The organism is Candidatus Methylomirabilota bacterium, assembly GCA_035936835.1.
GTDB lineage: Bacteria > Methylomirabilota > Methylomirabilia > Rokubacteriales > CSP1-6 > AR37.
Map to the genome: position 1 here is coordinate 15,423 of DASYVT010000150.1, position 23,668 is coordinate 39,090.

26 protein-coding genes are annotated in these 23,668 nt (G+C 69.2%); 18 read left to right on the top strand and 8 right to left on the bottom strand.

What is annotated here, in order from left to right; genetic code table 11:
• Positions 1–17: 17 nt before the first annotated feature.
• Positions 18–473, top strand: a complete 456-nt coding sequence (locus VGV06_13790) for a PH domain-containing protein (GenBank protein HEV2056224.1) — start codon at positions 18–20, stop codon at positions 471–473.
• Positions 470–1,393, top strand: coding sequence for an LLM class flavin-dependent oxidoreductase (locus VGV06_13795; GenBank protein HEV2056225.1), 924 nt, complete (start codon positions 470–472; stop codon positions 1,391–1,393). Before VGV06_13790 ends, VGV06_13795 begins: the two co-directional genes overlap by 4 nt.
• Here the strand turns inward: VGV06_13795 and VGV06_13800 are convergent.
• The 5 genes from VGV06_13800 to VGV06_13820 form a co-directional block, all read right to left on the bottom strand.
• Positions 1,390–3,129 (bottom strand): phospholipid carrier-dependent glycosyltransferase, encoded by a 1,740-nt coding sequence (locus VGV06_13800; protein HEV2056226.1) that lies wholly within the window; start codon positions 3,127–3,129, stop codon positions 1,390–1,392. The two genes, VGV06_13795 and VGV06_13800, sit on opposite strands and share 4 nt — an antisense overlap.
• Complete coding sequence (locus VGV06_13805; protein HEV2056227.1) at positions 3,126–3,905, bottom strand: glycosyltransferase; 780 nt, start codon at positions 3,903–3,905, stop codon at positions 3,126–3,128. The genes VGV06_13800 and VGV06_13805 overlap by 4 nt, the downstream gene beginning before the upstream one ends.
• A 6-nt stretch (positions 3,906–3,911) precedes the next feature.
• A complete protein-coding gene (locus VGV06_13810; protein HEV2056228.1) occupies positions 3,912–5,003 on the bottom strand; it encodes a DegT/DnrJ/EryC1/StrS family aminotransferase in 1,092 nt (363 codons plus the stop codon).
• 24 nt (positions 5,004–5,027) lie between these two features.
• The gene (locus VGV06_13815; protein HEV2056229.1) at positions 5,028–6,617 is read right to left on the bottom strand and encodes a glycosyltransferase family 39 protein; all 1,590 of its coding nucleotides are present in this window, start codon (positions 6,615–6,617) and stop codon (positions 5,028–5,030) included.
• Between the two features lie 857 nt (positions 6,618–7,474).
• The gene (locus tag VGV06_13820; protein ID HEV2056230.1) at positions 7,475–8,125 is read right to left on the bottom strand and encodes a DedA family protein; all 651 of its coding nucleotides are present in this window, start codon (positions 8,123–8,125) and stop codon (positions 7,475–7,477) included.
• A gap of 59 nt (positions 8,126–8,184) precedes the next feature.
• On the opposite strand from VGV06_13820, the gene VGV06_13825 reads away from it, so the two are divergent.
• The 5 genes from VGV06_13825 to VGV06_13845 all read left to right on the top strand — a co-directional run bounded on the left by VGV06_13825 (position 8,185) and on the right by VGV06_13845 (position 12,527).
• Entirely contained in the window at positions 8,185–8,862 is a 678-nt protein-coding gene (locus VGV06_13825; protein HEV2056231.1) for a response regulator transcription factor, read from the top strand.
• The gene (locus VGV06_13830) at positions 8,859–10,259 is read left to right on the top strand and encodes an ATP-binding protein (protein ID HEV2056232.1); all 1,401 of its coding nucleotides are present in this window, start codon (positions 8,859–8,861) and stop codon (positions 10,257–10,259) included. The genes VGV06_13825 and VGV06_13830 overlap by 4 nt, the downstream gene beginning before the upstream one ends.
• Before the next feature lie 116 nt (positions 10,260–10,375).
• Positions 10,376–11,842 (top strand): DegQ family serine endoprotease, encoded by a 1,467-nt coding sequence (locus VGV06_13835; protein HEV2056233.1) that lies wholly within the window; start codon positions 10,376–10,378, stop codon positions 11,840–11,842.
• A gap of 121 nt (positions 11,843–11,963) precedes the next feature.
• Positions 11,964–12,227: a type II toxin-antitoxin system Phd/YefM family antitoxin gene (locus VGV06_13840; protein HEV2056234.1), complete on the top strand. Its 264-nt coding sequence runs from the start codon at positions 11,964–11,966 to the stop codon at positions 12,225–12,227.
• Positions 12,228–12,233: 6 nt separating this feature from the next.
• A complete protein-coding gene (locus VGV06_13845; protein ID HEV2056235.1) occupies positions 12,234–12,527 on the top strand; it encodes a type II toxin-antitoxin system RelE/ParE family toxin in 294 nt (97 codons plus the stop codon).
• A 106-nt stretch (positions 12,528–12,633) separates the two neighbouring features.
• Here the strand turns inward: VGV06_13845 and VGV06_13850 are convergent, their stop codons facing one another.
• The 3 genes from VGV06_13850 to VGV06_13860 form a co-directional block, all read right to left on the bottom strand.
• Positions 12,634–14,148 (bottom strand): ATP-binding protein, encoded by a 1,515-nt coding sequence (locus VGV06_13850; protein ID HEV2056236.1) that lies wholly within the window; start codon positions 14,146–14,148, stop codon positions 12,634–12,636.
• Entirely contained in the window at positions 14,145–14,942 is a 798-nt protein-coding gene (locus tag VGV06_13855; protein HEV2056237.1) for an N-formylglutamate amidohydrolase, read from the bottom strand. The genes VGV06_13850 and VGV06_13855 overlap by 4 nt, the downstream gene beginning before the upstream one ends.
• An 83-nt stretch (positions 14,943–15,025) precedes the next feature.
• A complete protein-coding gene (locus VGV06_13860; protein ID HEV2056238.1) occupies positions 15,026–15,523 on the bottom strand; it encodes a hypothetical protein in 498 nt (165 codons plus the stop codon).
• A gap of 80 nt (positions 15,524–15,603) precedes the next feature.
• Here VGV06_13860 and VGV06_13865 point away from each other — a divergent pair, with 80 nt between their 5' ends.
• From VGV06_13865 to VGV06_13915, 11 genes are all read left to right on the top strand, one after another.
• Positions 15,604–16,446 (top strand): ABC transporter ATP-binding protein, encoded by an 843-nt coding sequence (locus VGV06_13865; GenBank protein ID HEV2056239.1) that lies wholly within the window; start codon positions 15,604–15,606, stop codon positions 16,444–16,446.
• On the top strand, positions 16,443–17,243 hold the full coding sequence (locus VGV06_13870) for an ABC transporter permease (protein HEV2056240.1): 801 nt from the start codon (positions 16,443–16,445) through the stop codon (positions 17,241–17,243). Before VGV06_13865 ends, VGV06_13870 begins: the two co-directional genes overlap by 4 nt.
• Positions 17,228–18,277 (top strand): ABC transporter substrate-binding protein, encoded by a 1,050-nt coding sequence (locus tag VGV06_13875; GenBank protein HEV2056241.1) that lies wholly within the window; start codon positions 17,228–17,230, stop codon positions 18,275–18,277. Before VGV06_13870 ends, VGV06_13875 begins: the two co-directional genes overlap by 16 nt.
• Positions 18,278–18,300: 23 nt before the next feature.
• Positions 18,301–18,501, top strand: a complete 201-nt coding sequence (locus VGV06_13880; GenBank protein ID HEV2056242.1) for a hypothetical protein — start codon at positions 18,301–18,303, stop codon at positions 18,499–18,501.
• 9 nt (positions 18,502–18,510) lie between these two features.
• Positions 18,511–18,843 (top strand): redoxin domain-containing protein, encoded by a 333-nt coding sequence (locus VGV06_13885; GenBank protein HEV2056243.1) that lies wholly within the window; start codon positions 18,511–18,513, stop codon positions 18,841–18,843.
• Positions 18,843–19,373: a TlpA disulfide reductase family protein gene (locus tag VGV06_13890; GenBank protein HEV2056244.1), complete on the top strand. Its 531-nt coding sequence runs from the start codon at positions 18,843–18,845 to the stop codon at positions 19,371–19,373. Before VGV06_13885 ends, VGV06_13890 begins: the two co-directional genes overlap by 1 nt.
• A gap of 52 nt (positions 19,374–19,425) precedes the next feature.
• Positions 19,426–20,931 (top strand): acetyl-CoA carboxylase biotin carboxylase subunit, encoded by a 1,506-nt coding sequence (gene accC / locus VGV06_13895; protein ID HEV2056245.1) that lies wholly within the window; start codon positions 19,426–19,428, stop codon positions 20,929–20,931.
• Positions 20,916–21,425: a biotin/lipoyl-containing protein gene (locus VGV06_13900; protein ID HEV2056246.1), complete on the top strand. Its 510-nt coding sequence runs from the start codon at positions 20,916–20,918 to the stop codon at positions 21,423–21,425. Before accC ends, VGV06_13900 begins: the two co-directional genes overlap by 16 nt.
• An 18-nt stretch (positions 21,426–21,443) precedes the next feature.
• Positions 21,444–22,169, top strand: coding sequence for an amino acid ABC transporter ATP-binding protein (locus VGV06_13905; GenBank protein HEV2056247.1), 726 nt, complete (start codon positions 21,444–21,446; stop codon positions 22,167–22,169).
• A gap of 17 nt (positions 22,170–22,186) precedes the next feature.
• Positions 22,187–23,050: a transporter substrate-binding domain-containing protein gene (locus VGV06_13910; protein HEV2056248.1), complete on the top strand. Its 864-nt coding sequence runs from the start codon at positions 22,187–22,189 to the stop codon at positions 23,048–23,050.
• Between the two features lie 74 nt (positions 23,051–23,124).
• Positions 23,125–23,668 (top strand): ABC transporter substrate-binding protein (locus tag VGV06_13915; protein HEV2056249.1); only part of this gene is annotated, 544 nt, incomplete at its 3' end.

Consider the following 23,668-nt stretch of genomic DNA (forward strand, 5'->3'; position numbering starts at 1 on the left):
GCCTGATCGCCGGGATCGTGGGGCTGGGGCTCGGCTTCGGCGTTCCGTTCGTCCTCTCGGTCGCGATGGTCGCCACCTCCGGCGATGTGAGCCTGCTCATCCTGCCGCTGCCTTTCCTCCTCGGTCTCTGGGTCGTGCAGGGGCTCGCTCCCGCCGGCTTCGCGCTGGAGGCGGATGGCGTCAGGATCGAGCGGCGCTGGCTCTCGCGGCTCATCCCGTACGCTCTCATCCGCTCAGTGGACCGCAAGCCTCGCTCGGTAGGCGGCGTCGGCGCCGTCGGACTCAACGTCCTCTTCGGCTCCCAGGGGTCCCGGTGGAACCGGCGGACGGGCTGGCACTATCTCGCCATCACCAACACCACCGATCTCGTGTACCTCCACACCGCGGGAGGCCTCGTGGTACTCTCGCCGAGCCGTCCCGATGAGTTCGCCGTCCGTCTCGGCCGGCGGCTTTCCAAGGAGGTCGGAACGTGACGAGCCGCATCGACCTGGCCGTGTCCATCCCTCAGACCTTCCCCGGCCGTCCGGTGGATCCGGGCTTCATTCGAACGTATCTGGCGCGGGCCGAAGCGCTGGGCTTTCACAGCGCCTGGGTGGTCGAGCAGATCGTTGGCGCGATCCCGAGCCTCGAGCCGATCGAGCTGCTGACCTACGCCGCGGCCGTCACCACGCGGATGAGGCTCGGCTCGGCCGTGCTGCTCACCGGGCTGCGCGATCCAGTGCACACGGCCAAGAGCCTGACCACTCTCGATCACCTGAGCGGCGGCCGGCTCATGGTCGGCGTGGGGCTGGGCGGCCAGCCCGCTCTCTATCCGGCCTACGGCCTCAATCTCGAGCGCCGCGCCGCGCGCTTCGCCGAGGGCATCGAGGTGATGAAGCGGCTCTGGACCGAGCCGCGCGTCACCTTCGAGGGCCAGTTCTTCAGGCTCAACAACCTGCCCCAGGAGCCGAAGCCCGTGCAGAAGCCGTACCCGCCGCTCTGGTTCGGCGCCCACCATCCCAATGCGCTCAAGCGCGCAGTCGCGCTGGGCGACGGCTTCATGGGCGCGGGCTCACTCTCGACGGCCAAGTTCGCCGACGAGGTGAAGCTCCTGCGCGGGCTCCTGTCCGAGGCCAAGCGCGAACCGGCGGCGTTCCCCGTGGCCAAGCGCGTCTACATCGCCGTGGATCGCGACAAGGCGCGGGCGGGGAAGCGGCTCACCGAGTGGTTCGGCGCCTTCTACGGCCGGCCCCAGATGGCCGAAGAGGTCTCGATTTGGGGGACGCCCTGGGAGTGCGTGGACGGGCTCGCGCGGGTGGCGGCCGCCGGCGCGGGCATGCTCATGCTCAATCCCGTCTTCGACGAGATGGAGCACCTGGAGGTCTTCGCCTCGGAGATCGCCCCGAAGCTCTAGCGAGCGCTGTCGCGCGGTCCCTCGATGATGACGAGGCGCTGAACGAGGAGGTCGAAGCGGCGTCCCAGCACGAGCTCCCATACCTCGGTGAATGCGAGGCCGATACGGAGGTCGAGTCGCTCGGCGTAGACCGTGTGCCCCGCCGGGGGCGCGGCATCGGGGGCGATCGGGAGCGCCATCAGCCGGCCCTGGGCGATGAGCGTCGCGGTGGCGACGGGATCCCGCGGGTCGAACGGCGCCACCTGCGAACCCGGCACGTCGAACCGGTGCCGCTCGTGGCGCTCGGGCCACGCCAAGGGAAAGAGGATTGTCCGGCCCCGGAGCGCCTCGAGCCCCGGGCCGCCCGGAGAGGGGAGAAACGGGCCGTCGAAGGGCGAGAGCGCGAGGCCGAGGGCGAGCCACGTCCCGGCGACCGCCGCGGGGAGCCGCCACCGCACGCCGGCCCCCGTTCCCACGACCGCTGACAGGGCCAGCATGAGCAGCGCCCCGATCCCGACGAGCTGCCACGCGGCGTAGATGACGTCGGGGACGGCGTGCGGCAGGCCGCGGATCAGCCAGGCGAGCGCGCCGATGAAGATGACGGCCGCGGCGCCAGAGAGGCGGAGGAACCACGCCGGGATCCGCTCCCACCGGAGCGCGAGCAGCACAGAGAGCGCCGCCACAGTGGGGAGGATGTAGTTCTCCTGCCGCTGGTATGGCGCGGTGTAGCTGATGAGGAACGCGACGACGTAGCACCACAGGTCCCGCTCGGCGCCGGTGAGCGGGCCATCAGCATCCGCCAGCGGTGCCGTCCCGAAAGAGTCGCCCGCGCCGACCCCCCCGCCGGCGCTCCCCTTCCGCCACCGGAGCAGCGTCATCACCACGAGGCCCAGGAGGGCGAAGGCCAGGAACCCGAAATTGGTGAAGTCGCCGAGCCAGATCGCGGTGATCGCGGAATATTTGCCGCTCACGAGGCCCTTGAGATAGCCCGTATGCCGGAACTTGTTGATGTTCTCCCGGCCGATAAAGTCGTGGACGATGGCGCCGGGGTAGGGATCGAACGCGAGCCAGAGCGCGAACAGGGCGAGTCCGATCCCGGCCATCGCGGCGAGGCGGCCGGCGTCCTGGCGGAGGACTTGGAGCGGGTTCCACCGGTGGTGGCGCCACTGGATGAGGCCGACGGCGGCGGTGACGGGGACGACCAGGAAGAACGACTTATAGAGCGCGCCCATGCCCAGGCAGAGCCCGGAGACGACCGCCACCGGCCAGGAGAGCTCGCCGACCAGAAGCAGAATAACGACCGGCGCGAACAGCCAGAAGGTCTCGGGCGAGTTGGTGAGGAACGGGCGGCCGTGCTGGACAGTGGAGAGCGCCGCGGTGAAGAGAAGGGCGGCAAGCCACGCCTTCCTCCAGTCGCGGGCGAGTCGTCCGGCGAGGAGCGCCACGAGGAGCGCAGTCGCGGCCGTGTAGAGCACGCTGGGGAGCCTCAGGGCCCAGAGGGTCCAGGCCCTGGCCCAGGAGGTCGAGGCGATCCCTTGCCAGAAGAGCAGCGGCGGCTTGTCGTTGCAGATGCCCCGTTCACAGACGAGCGGGAGGAGCTTCCCCTGTTCGGCCGTCATGCGTGCGATCTGCACGTAGAATCCCTCGTCCGGGCTCTTGAGAATGTTGCGGCCGTCGAGGTGATAGAGGTAGCTGAACAGGGTGATGGCGAGCGCGAGGGCGAGCCAGAGCCCCTGGCGGGTTGCGGGACGCCTCATGGTTTCTCCCGATCACCGCCTCTCCTCGGCGGCCACTCGTAGAGAAAGGCGGGGCGCGTCTGCCGCGGCTCCGGATGTCTCCAGGAGCTATACCGGAGCCTCGCGATCTCGTAGAGGTACCGGCAGCCCGTCCTGACCAATGCCGTCTTACTCGCGCCACCCAACCGGCGTCCGTACACGACCGGCATCTCCACGATTCTCAACGGGACACGGAGCGCGAAGAACAGGAGACGGAAGAAGTAGTCCCCGTACCCCCAGAAGATTCGATCGTACGGAAGCTTCTGAAGCCCTTCGCGGCGGATCGCGAACAAACCGCTCAGGTTGTCCTGGATCCGCGTTCTCAGAATCAACCGGACGACCGCATTCAGCCCTGCGCTGCCCCACTGTCGAATCGGCTCCTGCATGCCGCCGTTGGACGCGAAGCGTGAGCCCACCACGAGATCGAACACGTCGAGGAGCCGGACCAGGTACGGGATCAGGCGCGGGTCATGGTTGAAATCCGCGTCCATCACTACCACGACGCTCCCCTTCGAGCGCTCAAGCCCTTCCCGGACCGACACCCCCAGGCCGCGCCCGCCCGCCCGCTCGATGATCCGGACCATCTCGCACCCCGCGAACTCCTCCGCCACGATCTTGCCCGTGCCGTCCGGGCTCCGGTCGTCGAGGACCAGGATCTCGCAGGCCTGCCCGAGGAAGCCCACGGACGCGATCACTTCCCGGAGGAACTCACGGATGGTCTCGGCTTCGTTGTACGTCGGCAGGACGATGGACACCATCGCGGTCTAGACGAGCCGTCGAAGGATGCCACAGATGGCGGTCACGTCCGGCTCCCGTAGCCCGACGAAGGTCGGTAGGCTGATGCCTTCGTCGGAGATGCGCTGGGCGTTCGGCAGCGTCGGCCCCGCGTACATCGGCAGGCTCCGCATGGGTCTGAGGGCCGGCCGGCTGTCCACGCCCTGCTCCCGGAGTCGCGCGATGATCCAGTCACGCCGCTCGCGGGTGCAGCCCGCGATCCGGCACGTGAAGAGCCAGCAGACCGGCTCGGACCCGGCGGGCCCGTGTTGGAAGACCACGCCGCGGGCGCCGGACAGCTCCCGTCGGTACCAGCGCTCGATCTTCCCGCGCTCGTCGAGGAAGCTCCCGAGCCGCTCCACCTGCGCGAGCCCGATGGCGGCTTGCACGGCCGTCAGCCGGTAGTTGAACCCGACTTCGTCGTGGTGGTACCGGTGCTCGGCAGACATCGCGTGGTCCCGCAGGTGTCGCAGCCGCTGGTCCAGGCGCGCGCTCGCGGCGATGACCATGCCCCCCTCGCCGGTGGTGACGATCTTGTTCCCGTAGAACGAGAAGCACCCGGCGTCGCCGGCGGTCCCCACGAGCCGGCCTTCGTCTCGAGCGCCGAGGGCTTCGGCGGCGTCCTCGACGAGCGCGATGCCCCGACCCGTCGCGAGGGCCCGCAGCGTGCGCATCCGCGCCGGCATGCCGTAGAGGTGGACGGCGACCACCGCCCGAGTCCGCTCCGTGATGGCTCGGGCCACCTGGTCCACGTCGATGGTCCAGCTCGCCGGGTCCACGTCCACGATGACCGGGGTGGCGCCCGTGTACGCGACCGCGTTCGCCGTCGCCACGAAGGTCAGATCGGGGACGATCACCTCGTCGCCCGGTCCGAGGCCCAGGGCGTGCAGGGCCAGGTGTAACGCCGCAGTCCCGTTGGACACCGCCACCGCCCACGGGATCCGATGAAACGCCGCAAACGCCCGTTCGAACTCCCCGACGTGGCGCCCCAGCGAGGAGATGGTGTTCTCGCGGAGGGCCTGCAGGACGTACTCCTCTTCCCGTCCGTTGAGATCGGGTCTACTGACCGGATAGCCCGTCATGTCGTCGTATCCATCGGGGCGCGCTCAGCCGTAGGGCTGCGGGTAAGGAGTCGTGAGGGTCTCGCCGCGGTAGAGGTTGAGCGTGGCCTCCGAGCGGCCGGCCCGCCCAACGTCAACCTCACCCAGGGGGCTGATGCGGACGAAGTAGCGGCCGTAGCGGTCTCTGACCTCCGCCAGCGTCTTCGTGGTGACGAAGATGCCGTCCTTGCCGAGCCAGCGCTCGGAGCGGTCGAAGAAGGCGAAGGCCCGCGGGTTGCCGCCGCGCGTGAAAGCAAGCACGGGCAGCTTGCCCTTGAGGGCATAGTCGACCTTGCCCGCCAGGAACCACCAATCCGTGAAGACGAAGATGTCCTTCCGATCGAGGAGCCCGCGCTCGGCGAAGGCGCGCTCAAGACCCGTGAAGTCGACACATTCGAAGGTGGGATCGGTGGGATCGGTGGGATCCTCGATACCTGGAAGGAGCTTGGCGAGCCCCGGTAGATCCTTGAGCCAGCCCGTTCCGGTATGCGTCGTGAGCACGGCCATGGCGACGAGCGAGACGACGGCGGTGACCCGGAGCGACCAGCGGTAGGCAGCGCTCCCGCGGGTGAGGCCGCGGTACAGCGTGTCGCCCAGGGGCAGGAAGAGCAGGAGGTAGCCCGGCGCCGGCCAGTGGAAGTGACGCTGGCTCACGCTCGCATAGGCGGCGACCCCGGTGAAGAGCACGATCGGCGTCACCGCCAGCCACGCGATGAATCGTCGCTCGGGCTGCGGCGGCCGGCGCCCGAACGAGGTGATCAGCTCGATCACGAGCGCGGCCCAGAGCCAGGGCAGGAGCGCGAGCGACTGCCCGGCGATATTGACGAGCAGCCAGTCCAGGCGGATCCCGGAGTAGGTCTGGAGCCCTCGGGTGCTCTGGAAGATGAAGGAGATCCACTCGTGCTGCGCGTTCCACACCAGCACCGGGGTGAAGAACAGTAAGGCGACGGCGAGGGCGAGATAGGGTCCCGGATGGGCGAGCCAACGGCGCTGCTCACGGTGGGTCAGCACGTAAAGCCCGGCACCGGCCACGAGGAGCACGGCCGCGTACTTGCTCAGCATGGCGAGGCCCAGCATGGCGCCGGCGGCCGCCCACCACGCGAGCGGCCGGCGCGGCGGCGGCCCCACGAGGAGATGCGTCAGGCACCAGACGCAGGCGAGCGAGAAGAACATCAACGGCCCTTCGGGCTGCAAGAAGATGCCGACGCTCAACGAGAAGACGGGAGCGAGGTTGAGGAGGAGCGCGGCATAGAAGCCGGGCCACGGTCCGAACAGCCGCCGTCCCAACAGGAACATGAGCGAGGTGGTCCCGGCGAACAGGACGATGAACGGCCAGCGCAGGACGAGGCGTCCCACCTCGCCGCTCAAGAGGAGGCTCAGGGTGCCGAGGAGCATGGAGAGAGGAGGGTGATCGTGGTAAGAAAGGCTCGGGTGGAGCGCGCACGAGAAGTAGTAGGACTCGCCGAAGCAGAGCCCGTCGCCCCATGCGACGACGAGCCGCAAGAGTCCGCTGACGACGATCAGCCAGGTGACGGCCGCCCGCGGAGAGATGCGACCGGGGCCGGTGGAGGTTGCAGCAGCGGGGGCGAGGCTCAATCGCGCCTCCGTTGCCATGCGAGGAGCAAGAGCGTCGCCAGCGCGGACCGCCACATCGAGCAGGCGGCCGGTCTGCCAGGGATCGCGGGGCGCTCGGCGCCCATCACAATCACGCCCGCGTCCTCGCGCTCGAGGGTCCATGCGAAGGTGGTGGTGCAGGCCGAGCCGAGGCCGAGCTTGCGGTCGCGGCGGATGAAGCGTCTCGCATCGTGCGTCGATCCTGCCAGAGTGCCCGGGAGAGGTCAATCCTGAGCGCCCAAAGAGCCGGGGGCGCCGGCACCGCTGACGCCGCGTGCTGCGAAGGTGTGCTACCCGTGACTACGCACCTCAGAGACACCCCCACCGGGTCCGTTTTGCTCCCGTCTCACCCCCCTTGGGGCCTGCGATCATGTGGGGTGCCACACGAGTCGCTCGATGTTGGCCCGAAAGCGGTGGCGGGAGAGCCGGGTCCAGTGGGTGGCTTCCTTACCCTTCTTGATCCACTACTCCGCCGTCCCGCGCTGGTTGTAGAAATGGACGACGGCGCGGTTCGTCCCGGCCTGATACTGGAAGCTCCGGTGAGCGTAGGAAACATTAACGCCAGTTCGCATCACGCGGCCCCATACAGCGGGCCTCCAAGACCCCCTGAAAGACCCCAGCGTCGTCGAGCCGCCGGCCCCGGAGGCCTCCCTGGAGCCGAGACCGCCCGGCTCTGATCCGGCTCCTGCGGCGCTCCGGCTCCCGGGACAGGGGCGTCGTCAAGGGAAGCGCGAGCCCCTGCCGCGTGAGCGGCCGGAGAAGCAGACGACAGCGATCCAACGAGGCGCGAGGCGGGCTTCACGCGGGCGGCCGCCCTCGCCCGCGCCCCGGGGCGCTCCTCAGATGTCGCGTGCGTCACCGCGACCGGCGGGCCGGGCGGCTCGCCGGTCGCGGGCCCACGCCATCGCGATGAAAGCCAGTGCCGCCACGGCCAGGATCGCAGCGAACAGCGCGGCGTCTTCCTTTAACCCCACCGCGCGGCGCAGCCGTTCGACCCAGTCGCCGAGGCCGTAGCCCACGCCGTAGCCCACGAGCACGGGCCACGGGACGTAGCAGATGGCGCCCAGGAGGTTGGCGGCGAAGAATCGGAGTGGCGGGAGCCCGCCCGCGCCCGCGAGTGGTCCCGCGACGGTGCGCAGACCCGGCACGAAGCGCGCCACGAATACGGCTCGCGCGCCGTAGCGCGCGATGAGCGCCTGGGCCTGCGCCACTCGCGCGGGCGGCAGCGGCAGGCGCGCGACGGCCCGCCGGCCGTAGTGCCGCCCCGCCCAGAAGCCCAGGTTGTCGCCGAGGCTTGCGCTCACCACGCCCACGAGGATCACGAGGGGCAGGTGGAGGTGCCCGTGCCACGCGAGGTAGCCGGCCAGGACGAGGACGGACTCCTCGGGCGCGGGCACGCCCGCGTTGCCCAAGAGGACGATCACGAGGATCGCGGCGTAGCCGAGGTGCTGGAAGAGGTGGCTCGGGTCGAGCACGGCGGGCGCGAGCATAGCACGACGTCCGCGGCGGCATTGACAGGGCGCGGCGCGTGGGCGACAACTGGTCGGGTATGCGCATCCTGGTGGTCGAGGACGACAGAAAGGTCGCGAGCTTCATCCGGAAGGGCCTCGAGGAGGAAGGGCACGCGGTCGAGGTCGCCGGCGACGGCGCCGCCGCGGTCGAGCGCGCCACCGACGGCGCGCCCTGGGACCTCGTGGTCCTCGACGTCATGCTGCCCAAGGGCGACGGGTTCGGCGTGCTCAAGGCGCTCCGCCAGGAGGGCCTCCGCATGCCGGTCTTGATGCTCACGGCCCGCGATGCTGTCAGCGACAGGGTCACGGGCCTCGATCTCGGCGCCGACGACTACCTGAGCAAGCCCTTCGCCTTCGAGGAATTCCTGGCCCGGGTGCGCGCGCTCCTGCGCCGGGGCGGCGGCGGGCCCGCGCCCGTGCTCCGGCTGGCCGACCTCACTCTCGACCCGGCCACTCGGGAGGTCCGGCGCGGCGCTCGCCGCGTCGAGCTGACGGCCCGCGAGCACACGCTGCTCGAGTACTTCCTGCGCAACGCCGGCCGCGTGCTGACCCGGCCCATGCTGGCCCAGCACGTCTGGGGCCTCGACTTCGACCCCGAGAGCAACGTGGTCGACGTCTACGTCGGCTACCTCCGTAGGCGGATCGAGGGGCCGGGCGAGCGGCGGCTCCTGCACACCGTGCGGGGCGTCGGGTACGTGCTCAAGGACGAGCCGTGAGGCCGCTGTCGATCCGCGCGCGGCTCACGATCTGGTACGCGGCAGCGCTGCTTGCCATCCTGGCCGTGGTGAGCGCGCTGTCCTACTCCGCCCTCCGCTGGAGCCTGCTCCAGCAGGTGGACGCCTCGCTCGCGACCGTGGCGCAGATCGTCCGCGAGACCGACGAGCGCGGCGCCGGCGGTTCGGAGGTCGAGCGGGCGATCCGCGAGCTGCTCGGCCCGGGCTTCTCCGACCAGTTCTTCCAGTTCCTCGACCCCGAGGGGCGCTCGCGCTTCCGCTCGGGGCCTCCGCCCGCCGCCGCCCTCCCGCTGTCGCCCGAAGCGCGGGAGAACGCCGCGCGCGGGCAGCGCACCTTCGAGACGCTCGAGGATCCGCGGGGCGGGCCGGTTCGGCTTCTGACCGTGCCGGTGCTCCGCTCCGGCCGGTCGGTGGAGATCATCCAGGTCTCCGCGCCTCTCGCGCGCACGCGCGAGGCGCTCGCTCGCTACCTGACGACGCTCCTGGCGCTGGTGCCGGTGGCGGTCGGCCTCGGGGCGGCCGGCGGCGCCGTTCTCGCCGGCCGTGCGCTGTCTCCGGTGCGCGGGATGTCGGAGGCGGCGCGCCAGATCACGGCCGAGGATCTGCATCAGCGGCTTGCTCGGCGGGGTGCCGATGACGAGATCGACCACCTGGCCGACACCCTCAACACCATGCTGGCCGGGCTCGAGGCGGCCTTCGCCCAGGCCAAGCGCTTCTCGGCGGACGCCGCCCACGAGCTGCGCACGCCGCTGACGGCGCTCAAGGGCGAGATGGAGGTGGCGCTTCGCGCGGCGCGCTCGCCCGAGGAGTACCGCCGGGTGCTCCAGTCGGGCCTCGAGGAGGTCGAGCACCTGATCCGCCTCGTCGAGGACCTCCTGCTCTTCTCGCGCTCCGCCGCGGCGCTCGGGCCGCCGCCGGCGCGGGTCGAGCTGGAGCCGCTCGTCCTGGAGGCGCTCGAGGCCGGCGCTCGCCGCGCCCAGGGCGCGGGCGTCACGGTTCGCGCAGATGCGCTCGAGCCGGCGGCGGTGCTGGGCGACGCGGGGGCGCTTCGCCGGGCGCTCGGCAACCTCGTGGACAATGCCATCAAGTACACGCCCGCCGGCGGCAAGGTCGAGCTCTCCCTGCTGGCGGGGGAGGGGCAGGCTCGCATCGTGGTCCGCGACACCGGCATCGGCATCGATCCCGCCGACGCCGCGCGCATCTTCGACCCCTTTGTGCGGCTCGACGCGGCCAGAAGCCGCGACGCGGGCGGCGCGGGGCTGGGGCTTGCCCTGGTGCGGGCCATCGTGGATGCCCACGGCGGCGCCATCGCCGTGGACAGCACGCCGGGCGCCGGCAGCCGCTTTACGATCAGCCTGCCGCTCGCGCCACCAGCCTGAGAAGCGTTTGGGCGCCTGAGAAGCTTCTCATCCCGGTCTCATCCTCCTCTCACGAGCGCCTGCTACGTTTGCTTGCGGCAGGAACTCAGCGCACTTCACTCACGAGGAGGATGACCATGAAGACGTTTCTCAGAGACACGAAGTGGGGCTGGCCCGCGCTGGCCCTCGTCGCCGCACTGGCCGTGGGCGGCGTCACGACGGGCTTCGGCCTGACCAATGGCGCGCAGCCGCCGCTGTGGACGGAACAGTCCGCCATCACGGCGGCCGCGCCGACCGTGCAGGCGCCCGACTGGGTCAAGATCGGCCGGGAGCTCAAGCCGGCCGTCGTCAACGTCAGCGCCAAGCGTGCTGAGACGGCGATGCCGGAGATGCAGGGCCCGTCCGGCGAGGAGACCCCGTTCGATCGGTACTTCAAGGACTTCTTCGGCAGCCGCCCAAAGCGCCACGCGCGCAGCATGGGCTCGGGCTTCATCATCAACCAGAACGGTTACATCGTGACCAACAACCACGTCGTCGAGGGCGCGAGCCAGGTGCAGGTCAAGCTCTCCGACGGTCGTGAGCTGCCCGCCAAGGTCATCGGGCGCGACTCCAAGACCGACATCGCGCTCCTCAAGGTCGAGGCGAGCGGCCTCAGCGTCATCCCGCTCGGCGACTCGTCCGCCAGCCAGGTCGGCGAGCCCGTCATGGCCATCGGCAATCCCTTCGGCCTCGAGCAGACGGTGACCACCGGCATCGTGAGCGCCACCGGGCGCGCCATCGGCGCCGGGCCGTACGACGACTTCATCCAGACCGATGCCTCGATCAACCCCGGCAACAGCGGCGGGCCGCTCATCAACGCGCGCGGCCAGGCCATCGGCATCAATACGGCGATCTTCTCGCAAAGCGGCGGGTCGGTGGGCATCGGCTTCGCCATCCCGATGACGCTCGCGAAGTCCGTCGTGACCCAACTTGCGGACTCGGGCAAGGTGACGCGCGGCTGGCTCGGCGTCGGCATCCAGTCGGTGACGTCCGACCTCGCGAAGAGCTTCGGCAGGGCCGAGACCACCGGCGTGCTGGTGTCCTCCGTGTCCGAGGGCTCGCCGGCCGAGCGGGCGGGTCTCAAGTCCGGTGACATCATCACGGAGTACGACGGGCGCAAGGTGGAGCGCGCCGCCGACCTGCCGCGCGGCGTCGCCGGCACGCCGGTCGGGCGCGAGGTGCGGCTGTCCGTCGTGCGCGACGGTATGCCGATGACACTGACGGCCAAGATCGCGGCGCTCGACGCGAAGGAGCCCGGTCAGGCCGACAGCGGTGAGAAGACCAAGCCCGCGCTGGGCCTGGCGGTGCAGCCGCTGACGCCGGCCCTCGCCCAGCAGCTGGGCGTGCGCGCGACCCAGGGCTTGGTGGTCCAGAACGTCCAGGAGGGCAGCCCCGCCGCCGAGGCAGGCTTCGAGCGCGGCGACGTGATCGTGGAAGTGGACAAGAAGCCCATCAAGAGCGTAGCCGAGCTCCGCGAGTCCGTGGACAAGCGCGCCAAGGGCAAGCCGATGCTCTTCCGGATCCAGCGTCAGGACGCAAGCCTCTTCCTCACCGTCACCGTCTAGCAGTCCATCTCAGCGAACCCGCCGGCGCCCCCAAAGCGCCGGCGGGCTTTCCGGCGGTTGACACCCGGCGCCTCCCACGGTATCGTTGCTCAGAATTCTGACCACAAGGGAGGAGAAGGGGATGAAGACCCTGCCATTTGCCGAGGCCCGAGCGAAGCTCAGCCTCCTCGTGGATCGCGTGGCGGCGATGGACGAGGAGATTCTCATCACCCGCAACGGCCGGCCGGCGGCAGTCCTGGTGAGCCCGGACGAGTACGAGGGATGGAAGGAGACGCGTGCGATCCAATCGGATCGCGAGCTCATGGCGGAGATCCGGCGGGGGCTGCGAGGACTCAGAAAGAAGGGGAGAATCTACACCCTGAAGGAGCTGATTCCGGACGAGTAGTATGCCGTGACGCCCCCCAGTCGTCTCCGGGTCCCAACCCGCCTCCAGGAACTGATCCGCGGCCTCCATCCCGATCTCAAGCGCAAGGTTCGCGCGGCCCTCGACGTTATCCGCGCTGACCCGTCGGCAGGGAAGGAGCTCCGTGATGACCTCACCGGGCTCCGGAGCTTTCGGCTCGGCCGGTTCCGGATCATCTACCGGTTCGGCCCGCGGCGCCTGATCGACCTGATAGCCATCGGCCCCCGTCGAGTCATCTACGAAGAGACGCTGCGCCTGCTACGCCGCGCCCGCAGGCCGTGAAGGGCGGGGTCAGGTCTTGCAATCCGACATCGGGCCTCAGGAGATGGTCGCTCGCGGCGGCGGAGCCGAGGAAGAAATGTATGATTGCAAGACCTGACCCCCCTGCCTACGGCGACGCGTTCATCGCTTGCACGACGTAGGCGAACAGCTCCTTGCCGAAGTCCGACGCGAGCTGCACCGAGTCGAGATCGGCCTCGACCTCATTGAGGTATTGAAGGCGCAGGACGTCGTCACCGACAAGCTCGGGGATGACCCCGGCGAAGAAGAAGCCGAGCGCCTCGATCGGCGCGCAGAGCTGCTGGGCGCCGGGATGGGACAGCGGCAGGTCGAGGCTGATCCAGTCGATGCGGCGGAAGCGTAGCTCGCGCAGCCGGAATCGCACGAGGTCGGCCAGGTCCGCGCCGTAGGCGGTGACGTGGAGAGAGGCCTCGCTCCACTTGGGGAACACCTCGACGCTGAGCTGCGCCGCGCTGGGGAATGCGGCGGGCTCCGGCCCCGCCTCGAAGTGACGCTCGAAGCGCCCGCGCTCGTAGATGCGCTGGATCATCGCCCGGTGATGCGTCGGCGGATACACCGCGCGCCGCGAGTCTTCATTCGTCTTGAGGAAGCTGAGCACGGTGGCCGTGCGCTTCGGCGCCGCGGCGCCGTCGATCTGCTTGAAGACGACGGTCGGCGCCTCGTCGGCGAGCTGTATCCCGGTTTCCGTGAAGCCGAGGGCGAGATTGCTCTTCTGCGAGAATGGGTGCACGGTCACGGCCTCGGCATAAAGCCCGAGCATGCCCTGTTCGGCCGTGCGGTGCTGGACGAACGCGAGCATCTGCTCGAGGAGGCGGTGGCCCCGGAAGCGGGGATCGACCATGCCCTCGCCCAGATAGCCGACAGGCGCACCGGGTCGAGCGACTTCCCGCGTCAGGCAGCTCACGATCTCGCCATCGGGCGTCGCGCCGACGCAGACCTCGAGCAGGCCGCCCTGCAGCATCTCCCGTATGCGGTCGGGGAAATAGAGGTAGTCGTCGGGCACGGTATAGCCGTAGACGGCATACGTGCAGCGCGCCACGGCGATGGCGTCGTCGGGCGTCATCGAGCGCACGGTCACTGGAGCGGTGGACGGCTCGGTCGACGCGGCCACCGGCGCCGCGCCCTTCCCGGCGATGTAGGACTCAATGTGGTCGAAGGGCAGGCGCTTGACGATCTCCACGCGGTTGCCCCGGGTGCCCAGGTTCACGAACCGCACGTCGTCGATGCCGGCCGTGAGCGAGGGGGCGGCCAGGGCCGAGCCCGTGCCCGCCTCCAGGCGGCTCCAGTCGAACGGTAGGCCCCGATCCTCCACGGCCACGACGAGCTGCCCAGGTCGTCGCAGGATCACCACGTCGAAGCTCGCGGGCTGCCCCGGCTCGAAGCCGTGCTCGATGACGTTCAGGCACACGTCCTCGACGGCGCGCGCGAGCCCCGCGACGTCGCGCGTGCCCAGACCGACGTGGCCCGCGACCTCGCGGACGAAGCCGAGGGCGGCGGTGAGGTAGTCGCGCTCGGCGGCCAGGCCGATGCGGGCGATCTGCCGTTCCGACGCGGGTTCTGCGCCTTCGACGTTCATCGCCTGGGCCTCATCTCGGACGCTCACCAGGCATCGTGCACGGTAGCCAGGACCGAGGGCAGGGCCGCCAGCACGTCCCGGAGGCACTGGCGAACACGGGCGATGTTCTCTTCCGCCTTCTCGGGGAGTCCCCCTCGCGACACGTGGGCGATGAATTCCTCGCGGGTCGTTGTGGTCAACAGGGACGCGTTGATCTCCAGCTGGAGGGCGTGGACGCGCCGGGTCCTGGGTTGGCCGAACGTGGCCACGATGTTGCCGCCGGTATAACCGCTGACGTTTTCGTGCACCTCGAAGCCGTGGCGGGTGAAGATCGCGGCCACGGTCGCCACGAGCTGCGGGGCGCAGGTAGCCTCGTGGCGCGTGCCGATGATCACCTGGTGGTCCTTCATCCGGCGCGGGCTGCCGGTGTGGCCATCGAGGAGCATCGCGTAGCCGTGGGCGTCACGGATCTGGGCGAGCAGGCGCTCCAGGGTCGAGTAGTAGGGGTCGTAGAGCGTCTGTAGCCGGTGTTCGAGGTCGGCAAGCCCGAGCGGGCGCGCGAAGATGGGCACGTCGCGCATGGTATGGGTGCGGACCACCCCACGTCGGGAGCGCACCTCGCCGTCGTGGCGCTCGAAGTCATCGCGGCGGCGATTAACGTCGACGAACATGCGCGAAAAGGGCGTCGCGAGGACGGTGGCACCGTGCTCGTGCAGGTCGCCGTAGAGATCGCCCGCAAAGGTATCGGCGAATCCGTAGGCGAAGGTCTCAAACCAGGGCTCGCCATAGTCGTCGCGGGTGATATGCGGCAGCGGCTGCGTGCCATAGTGCGGCACGCTCACCAGAACCGGCGTGCGCGTCCCCGGCAGCGGGTGTCTGACGATTGGGAATGACTGCTCGACCACGTGATCGATGTCTCAGGACACTAGAACGACGCGGTGATTTTCGCGCCCTTGGAAGTCTGGCACTCGCCCGTGCCGCCGCCGCCCATGCCGGCTCCTCCGGCGTCGAGATTGAAGCGACAGAGCATGGTCGTGCCGCGGTCGCCCTTGAGCGTGGCGACGGCCTTGTTCTCATACGTTTTGATGAAGGTCATGGCGTCCCGCCCGGCCCCCCACATGCTGTCGTCGATCTGCCCCTGGTTCTCTCCCGGCTCGTCTCCGGTCCAGGCCGGCTCGAGCGAGCTGCGCGTTATGCCGGGGCTCACGACCGTGTACTTCCCGGAAAACCGCTCGCCGTCGGGCATGACGGCCGACATCTTCCCGCTCTCGCCGAAGAGCCCCGAGTTCCACGTCATGGTGAGCGGCGACGCCTGCTGACCCGCCAGACTGACACGCCCGCTCACGGCCCCCGAGGCGCAGCCCAGGAGCGCCGCCGCCGACAGCGCGATCATCACGGCCCGCCCTGAATCTCTTCGAGGCATGCTCGGTCTCCCGGGATATAGAGGAAAGGTTCGTTGGCCGCCGGGCGATGATACCAGGCGATGATACCAGCCGATGATAAATGACGGCCGCGGTCGAGGCAAGCCGGGGCCCATGCTGGTATGCTGTGGCGGGTTTCGCCATGCGCGTCATCGTGGACCGGCTGTCCAAGACCTATCGCGACCGGAGCGGCCAGCAGCTGGCCGCCCTCGAGGACATCGCCCTCAGGGTCGAGCCGGAGGAGTTCGTGGCCGTCCTCGGCCCCTCCGGCTGCGGCAAGTCCACGCTCCTCGGCATCATGGCCGGGCTCCTGCCGGCGACGGCGGGCGAGGTCTTCTTCGAAGGCGAGCGCCGGGACGGCCAGCCGCTGACGGCCACGGTCTTCCAGGAGTTCGCCCTGTTCCCCTGGCGGACTGTGCGGGGCAACGTCGAGTTCGGCCTCGAGGAGCTGGGGGCGGCGCCTGAGGAACGGAAGGAGCGCGTGGCGCGTTTCATCGCCATGACGGGGCTCGAGGGCTTCGAGGACAGGTTTCCCCACCAGCTCTCGGGCGGGATGCGGCAGCGGGTCGGCATCGCGCGGGCGCTGGCGGTGGATCCGGCCGTGCTGCTCATGGACGAGCCCTTCTCGGCCCTCGACGCCCAGACGCGCACGCTCATGATGGAAGAGCTGCTCGGCATCTGGGAGCGGGCGCGCACGAGCATCGTCTACGTCACGCACAACATCCAGGAGGCCGTCTACATGGCCGACCGCGTCGTCGTGCTTTCGCGGCGGCCGGGACGGGTGCTCGACGTCGTGCCTATCGAGCTCAAGCGGCCGCGGCACGAGGGCCAGATGGGCGAGCCCGCCTTCGTCCACGCGCAAGAGCGCATCTGGGGGCTGATCAAGACGCAGGCCCAGGCGGCGCTGCGAGAGGGGCGCGCGTGAGCGGCCCGTCGCGCGTGGCCGTCCAGGACCGCGCGGCCTTCCTGCGCCGCCCCGAGCACCGGCTGCTCCGCGTCGCCGCGCTCGCCGGGCTCCTCGTTCTCTGGGAGGCGCTGACGCGCGTCGGCTGGATCCCGGCGCTCTTCCTGCCATCGCCGGTCGGTGTGCTGAGGGAGCTGGGCGAGATGGCGGCCTCGGGCCAGCTCTTCGTGCACGTCGGCGCGAGCCTGCGCCGGCTCCTGCTTGGCTTTGCCGCGGGCGGCGCCGCCGGCGTCGCCGTCGGGATCTTAACCGGGTTCTTCTCGCTGGCAGATGCCGTGGGCCAGCCGCTCATCGCCGCGACCTTCCCCATCCCGAAGATCGCGCTACTGCCGCTCCTGATCCTCTGGCTCGGCATCGGCGAGCCGTCCAAGGTCGCCGTCATCGCGCTGGGCGTCTTCTTCCCGATGGCGATCAACACGTACGCCGGAGTGCGTGAAGCGGACCCGTTGCTCGTGCGCGCAGCTGTCGCGTTCGGCGCGGGCAGGTGGAGCGTGATCCGGAAGGTCATCCTGCCTTCGGCCCTGCCGATGATCTTCGCGGGGCTCAAGCTGGGGGCGGGCACGGCGCTGCTCCTCCTGGTCGCGGCCGAGATGATCGCCGCCGACTCCGGCATCGGCTTCCTCGTGCTCCACGCGGGCAACATCATGGACACCACCAAGCTCATGGTGGGGATCGTGGTGCTGTCTCTCCTCGGCCTGCTCTCACACTGGGCGCTCGCTCGCTGCGAGCGGCTGGCGGTGCCGTGGCGATTTACCTAGGACCAGAACCGCGCCGGATCACGGCACTCGTCCTGGCGGTCTGCGCTGCCGCAGTCCTTTCGGGCACAGCGCCCGCGCAGGGCCAGCAGAAGGTCAAGATCGGCGCGCTCAAGCTGACCTCGTCGGCGCCGCTCTTCATCGGCGTCGAGAAGGGTTACTTCAAGGAGTTCGGCATCGAGCCCGAGCTGGTGTTCTTCCAGGCTGCCGCGCCCATCGCCACGGCGCTGGCGACGGGGCAGCTGGACGTCGGCGCCACCGGCGTCACGGCGGCCCTCTACAACATCGTGCTCGGAGGCGAGCAGATGTGGATCGTGGCCGACAAGGGACGCGAGTGGCCGGGCTACCCGCTCACAGGCATCGTGGTCCAGCGGGAGCTGTACGACGGCGGCCTGCGCGGGATCGGGGACCTCAAGGGCAAGCGCATCGGCATCACCACGCTGGGCTCGACCTTCCACTACCACCTCGGCAACGTCCTCGAGAAGGCCGGGCTCACGCTGGCGGATGTCCGCGTGGTGCCGCTGCAGACGATGCCGGCGGCCATGGAGGCGCTCAAGGGCAAGCAGGTGGACGCGATCCTCCTGCCTCAGCCCTTTCCGGGCGTGGCGGAGTCCCAGGGCTTCGGCAAGATCCTCTTCTGGGCCGGCGACCTCTACCCGTGGCAGGTGGCCACCGTCTTTTACTCGAAGAAATTCTCGGCCGACCGCACGCGGGCGGTCGATTTCATGAAGGGCTACGTCAAGGCCTCGCGCTACTATTACGACGCGGTGCTGGTCCAGAGGGCCGGCAAGCCGTCGCCCGGCGCCGACTACGACGAGGTGGTCCGCATCACGGCGAAGTACACGGAGGCGCGGCCCGAGGTCATTCGCCTCGGCTTTCCCTTCCAGGACCGGAACGGCCGCCTGCTCGTCACCGACATCGAGAGGCAGATGCAGTGGTGGACGCAGAACGGTTTCATGAAGCGCACGATCCCGCTCAGGAGTATTGTGGACACCTCGTTCGTGGAGGAGGCCGTAAAGGCCGTCCCCGAGAAGTGAACCCACTACGCAAGGAGTGCTCTATGCGCATGCGCCCGCTCGTGCTCGCAGGCGCCCTGTTGAGTCTCGTCCTGGCCGGGCCCGCCGCCGCCCTCGATGTCGGACAGAAGGCGCCCGACTTCACCATCGCTGGGACCGGAGGCAAGCCGGTCAAGCTGTCGGAGATGCTCGGCAAGGGGCCGATCGTCATCTATACCTTCATCCAGGCCTTCACCGGGACCTGAACCAAGGAGATCCTCGGCATCGACGGGGTCATGCCCCAGTTCGAAGCCGCGGGCGCCCAGGTTCTGGGCGTGAGCGCCGACCACGCGGCGACGCTCGACGCGTGGGTCAAGCAGAACCCGCTCAAGCACTCGCTTGCCTCAGACTTCCGCCGTACCATGCTGCCGGGCTATGGCGCCATGGTGACGGACGAGAAGAGCCCCATCTTCCGCTACGCCAAGCGCGCCTACATCGTCATCGACCGGCAGGGCGTAGTCCGCTACGTCAAGGTGATGGACAACCCGCTCGACCTGCTCCAGCCCGACGACCTGCTCAAGGCGCTCAAGGAGTCGGGAGCGTCATGATGCGCCTTGCGGCGGCGGTCGGAGTCCTGCTGCTCGCGGCGCAGACGGCCGCCGCCGCCCCGAACTGGGCCGCGCTCGAGGCGCAGCCCTACGAGCCACCGAAGCCGGCGCCCGCGTTCGAGCTGCCGGACCCCGACGGCAAGGTGACGCGCCTCGAAGATCTGCGCGGAAAGGTGGTGCTGCTCTTCTTCTGGGCGACCTGGTGACCGACGTGCCGGGAGGAGTTGCCTCCCGTCAACAGGCTCTACACGGAGCTCCGGTCGAAAGGGCTCGAGGTCAGGCTCGTGAGCTTCCGCGAGGACCCGGCGCTGGTCAAGCGCACGGCCGCCGAGCGCGGCTACACGGCGCCCGTCCTCGTTGACCGCAAGGGCGACGTCACGGGGCTCGGTTACGGTGTCTTCGGCCCACCGACGGCCTATCTCATAGACCGGCAGGGGCGGCTCGTCGCGCGCATCGTAGGCGAGCGGGACTGGAGCACGCGGGCGGTGAAAGGCCTGCTCCTCGAGATCCTGAAGCAGCCCGCCAAATAGTCCCGGCGCGTCGTTGCCCCGTTGCGGCGGGCCTGCTATCATTTCCCCCGCCGTGACGCCCCCCTTCACGAAGGTCCTGATCGCCAATCGCGGTGAAATCGCGGTGCGGGTCATCCGCGCCTGCCGCGAGATGGGCATCGGCACCGTCGCCGTCTTTTCGGAGGCCGACCGCGAGGCTCTGCACGTGCTCCAGGCCGACGAAGCGGTGGCCATCGGCCCCGCGCCCGCCGCGGAGAGCTACCTCAACCAGGACACGATCATCGCGGCCGCCCGCGCCACGGGCGCCCAGGCGATCCACCCGGGCTACGGTTTCCTCGCCGAGAATGCCGCCTTCGCCGAGGCGTGCGCCGCGGCCGGGCTGGTCTTCATCGGTCCGCCGCCCGCCGCCGTGCGCTCCATGGGAGACAAGATGGCCGCGCGCCGCGTGGCGGCCAAGCTGGGCGTGCCGCTCGTGCCCGGCACCTCCGAGCCTCTCGCCGACGGGGCGGAAGCCGCGCGGGTGGCGAGAGAGATCGGCTATCCGGTGATGATCAAGGCGGCCATGGGCGGCGGCGGCAAGGGTATGCGCCTCGTGCACGCCTACGCCGAGCTTGAAGGCGCCCTGCGTGCCGCGCGCTCCGAGGCGGGCTCGGCCTTCGGCGACGCGTCCGTGTACATCGAGCGGTACATTACCGAGCCGCGCCACATCGAGATCCAAATCCTGGCCGACGCCCACGGCACCGTCGTCCACCTGGGTGAGCGCGAGTGCTCCATCCAGCGCCGGCACCAGAAGCTCGTCGAGGAGAGCCCGGCTCCATGCGTGGACGCGGCCATGAGGCGGGCGATGGGCGAGGCCGCCTGCAAGATCGCGGCGGTGGCGGGCTACGTGAATGCCGGCACCGTCGAGTTCCTCGTGGACCGCGACCGCAACTTCTACTTCCTCGAGATGAACGCGCGGCTGCAGGTCGAGCACCCGGTGACCGAGTTCGTCACCGGGCGCGACCTGGTGCGCGAGCAGATCAGGATCGCCGCGGGGGAGAAGCTCGGCTACACGCAGGAGGACATCGTCTTCAACGGCCACGCCATCGAATGCCGGATCAACGCCGAAGACCCCGACGCCAACTTCATGCCCTCGCCGGGGAAGATCCTGGGACTGCGCGCGCCGGGCGGCCCCTGGGTGCGCGACGACTCGGGCGTCTACGAGGGCTACACGGTGCCGCGCTACTACGACACGCTGATGGCCAAGCTCATCGTCTGGGCGCCGGACCGCGAGGCCGCGATCGCCCGTATGGATCGTGCGCTCGCCGAATACCACGTGAGCGGCGTGCGGACCACACTGCCCGTCCTGCGCCGCATCATCCGGCATCCGGACTTCGCCGCGGGCAAGCTCGACACGCACTTCATGGAGCGCCTGCCGGGCGGCCACGGCAGCGGCTCGCGCCGCACCGTGGCGCTCATCGCCGCCGTGCTCGAGGCCTACGAGCGCGCGGGACGCCAGGCGGCGCCGCAAGCGGCGCAGGGGCCGGGCCCCTGGGCGCGGTCAGGGCGGCCCGGCGGTTCTAAGTGGCGGGCGCGGTGAAGTTCGAGGCCCAGCTCGACGGCGACGTCATCCCCGTGGACGTCACCGGCTCGGGCGGCCGCTACCGCTTGGCGCTGGGCGAGGAAGTCCTTCACGTGGACGCGCGGCCGACGGGCGGCGGCGGCTGGTCGCTGCTGCTGGGCCAGGCGTCGACGGCGGCGGACGTCACCGAAGAGGACGGGTGCTTCGTCGTCCACGTCGAGGGCGAGGCTTACGCGATCCGCGTGGAGGAAGAGACGCGCTACATCATCCGCACGCGCGGCGGCGCCGCAACGGCCGGGGGGCAGGTGCTCAAGGCGCCCATGCCGGGCCGCGTGGTGCTCGTCGAGGTCGCCGTCGGCCAGGTGGTCAAGCCGGGCGACGGTCTGGTCATTCTGGAGGCCATGAAGATGGAGAACGAGTTCAAGGCTGGCGTTACGGGTACAGTTAAAGAAATCCGCGTCGAGGCCGGCCAGGCCGTGAACCCGGGCGACGTCCTCCTCGTGATCGAGTAGCCCGTGGCAGTTCCCGCGATCAGGTACAGGCAGGTCAACAAGTGGTTCGGCCCGCTCCACGTGCTGAAGGACGTCACGCTCGACGTCGCGCCCGGCGAGGTGGTCGTGGTCTGCGGCCCGTCGGGCTCGGGTAAGAGCACGCTCATCCGCTGTGTCAACCGCCTCGAGCCCATCCAGCAGGGGGAGATCTGGGTCTACGGCGAGCCGATCAGCGGTAATGGCGTCAACCTCTCGAAGCTCCGCGCCGAAGTCGGCATGGTCTTCCAGTCCTTCAACCTCTTCCCCCACATGACCGCGATCGAGAACATCATGCTCGCGCCGATGAAGGTCAAGGGCCTCTCCCGGGCCGAGGGGGAGAAGATCGCCCGCGACCTCCTGGCGCGCGTCCGCATCCCGGACAAAGCCGACAAGCACCCGGCCAATCTCTCGGGCGGCCAGCAGCAGCGGGTCGCGATCGCGCGCGCGCTCGCCATGCAGCCGCGCATCATGCTCTTCGACGAGCCGACCTCCGCGCTGGATCCCGAGATGATCAACGAGGTGCTCGACGTCATGACCGACCTCGCCAAGGAGGGCATGACCATGATGGTGGTGACGCACGAGATGGGCTTCGCCCGCCGCGTCGCCCACCGCGTGACCTTCATGGACGAGGGCCAGATCGTCGAGGCCGCGACACCGCAGGACTTCTTCTCGGCTCCGAAGTCCGACCGCGCCAAGGACTTCCTCTCCAAGATCCTGTCCCACTAACCTTAAGGAGGTAGCGCATGAAAAGGGTTTTGGCTCTTGTCGCGGCGCTGGCCGTGCTCGCGTCCTCGGTGACGCCGGCCTTGGCCCAGGCCCAAGGCACGCTCGAGAAGATCAACCAGTCCGGTACGCTCACGATCGGCACGCGGACGGGCTCGCCGCCCTTCGCCTACGTCAACAGCAAGAACGAATGGGTCGGCTTCACCATCGACCTCGTGGACGAGCTGATCAAGCCCGCGCTCGAGAAGAAGCTCGGTAAGCCGATCAAGGTCGAGAAGAAGGAGTCCACGCCGCCCACGCGCATCGCGCTGCTCAGCTCCAACGCCGTGGATCTTGTCGCCGGCACGATGACGGACACCCGAACGCGGCGCGACAGCGTGGACTTTTCTATCACGTTCTTCGTGACGGGCGCCCAGTTCCTGGTCAAGAAGGGCAGCAAGATCCGCAGCATCAAGGACATCGACGGCAAGCGCATTGCGGCCCAGCAGGGCTCGACCAACGCCAAGATCATCCGGGAGAAGGCGCCCAAGGCCCAGCTGCGCGAGTTCCCTGACCAGCCGGCGGCCTTCCAGGCCCTCTTGCAGGGGCAGGTGGACGCCTTCACCAACGACGGCATCCAGCTGGCCGGCATCAAGGCCAAGGCGCCCAACCCGGCGCAGTGGGAGATCGTGGGCGACTTCTACTCCTACGAGCCGTACGGCATGGCCATGCGGAAGAACGACGCGGATTTCCGCAACGTGGTCAACGGCGCGCTGATGGACGGCATCGAGTCCGGCAAGTACTTCGAGATCTACGACAAGTGGTTCGGGCCCAAGGGCGAGCTGCCGTATCCGATGTCCGCCGGAGTCCGCACCTTCATGCTCTACCAGGCCGTCCCCAAGTAGGCGTCGATTTCTCTCCATTCCCTCCCTCTCCCCTCAGGGGAGAGGGTGAGGGGGCCGAGGCCATGAGACGCAGAGTGCTGAGGTTCCTCCTGATAGTTGCCGTCGCTCTCTGCTCGGCGCCTTCCGTTTCGAGCGCGCAGCAGGCGAGCAAGGTCTACCGGGTAGGCTTTCTGAGCTATGGAGGGTGTCCGATTCGTCCTGACATCATGGGCCCATTCCGCCAAGGGCTGCGCGAGCTCGCTTACGTCGAGGGCCAGAACATCATCATTGAATGCCGAGGTGCACCAGGGGCGGCCGACCGACTCTCCGGCTTCGCAGCCGAGTTGGTTCGTCTCAAGGTAGATGTCCTCGTTACTCAGAACACGGCAACGGCCCTGGCGGCCAAGCAGGCGACGAAGACGATCCCGATCGTCATGGTTAACGTCGGCGATCCCGTCGGGAGCGGGCTCGTGACCAGCCTGGCGCGACCTGGAGGCAACGTCACGGGCTTGTCTTTCCTCGCCCCCGACCTAGTCCCCAAAGCTCTCGAGTTCCTCAAGGCGGCTGCTCCCTCGGTGTCTCGGGTGGCGGTATGGATGGACCCGACGAATCCTGGCCAGACGTTGACTGATAAGCAGA

What these genes read in the sequence shown, in the direction of transcription:
- VGV06_13810 (HEV2056228.1), bottom strand. Translation starts at nt 5,003, where the DNA reads ATGACGGGCTATCCGGTCAGTAGACCCGATCTCAACGGACGGGAAGAG.
- VGV06_13820 (HEV2056230.1), bottom strand. Translation starts at nt 8,125, where the DNA reads ATGCTCGCGCCCGCCGTGCTCGACCCGAGCCACCTCTTCCAGCACCTC.
- VGV06_13800 (HEV2056226.1), bottom strand. Translation starts at nt 3,129, where the DNA reads ATGAGGCGTCCCGCAACCCGCCAGGGGCTCTGGCTCGCCCTCGCGCTC.
- VGV06_13880 (HEV2056242.1), top strand. Translation starts at nt 18,301, where the DNA reads ATGCGCATGCGCCCGCTCGTGCTCGCAGGCGCCCTGTTGAGTCTCGTC.
- VGV06_13865 (HEV2056239.1), top strand. Translation starts at nt 15,604, where the DNA reads ATGACGGCCGCGGTCGAGGCAAGCCGGGGCCCATGCTGGTATGCTGTG.
- VGV06_13840 (HEV2056234.1), top strand. Translation starts at nt 11,964, where the DNA reads ATGAAGACCCTGCCATTTGCCGAGGCCCGAGCGAAGCTCAGCCTCCTC.
- VGV06_13860 (HEV2056238.1), bottom strand. Translation starts at nt 15,523, where the DNA reads ATGCCTCGAAGAGATTCAGGGCGGGCCGTGATGATCGCGCTGTCGGCG.
- VGV06_13805 (HEV2056227.1), bottom strand. Translation starts at nt 3,905, where the DNA reads ATGGTGTCCATCGTCCTGCCGACGTACAACGAAGCCGAGACCATCCGT.
- VGV06_13835 (HEV2056233.1), top strand. Translation starts at nt 10,376, where the DNA reads ATGAAGACGTTTCTCAGAGACACGAAGTGGGGCTGGCCCGCGCTGGCC.
- VGV06_13825 (HEV2056231.1), top strand. Translation starts at nt 8,185, where the DNA reads ATGCGCATCCTGGTGGTCGAGGACGACAGAAAGGTCGCGAGCTTCATC.
- VGV06_13910 (HEV2056248.1), top strand. Translation starts at nt 22,187, where the DNA reads ATGAAAAGGGTTTTGGCTCTTGTCGCGGCGCTGGCCGTGCTCGCGTCC.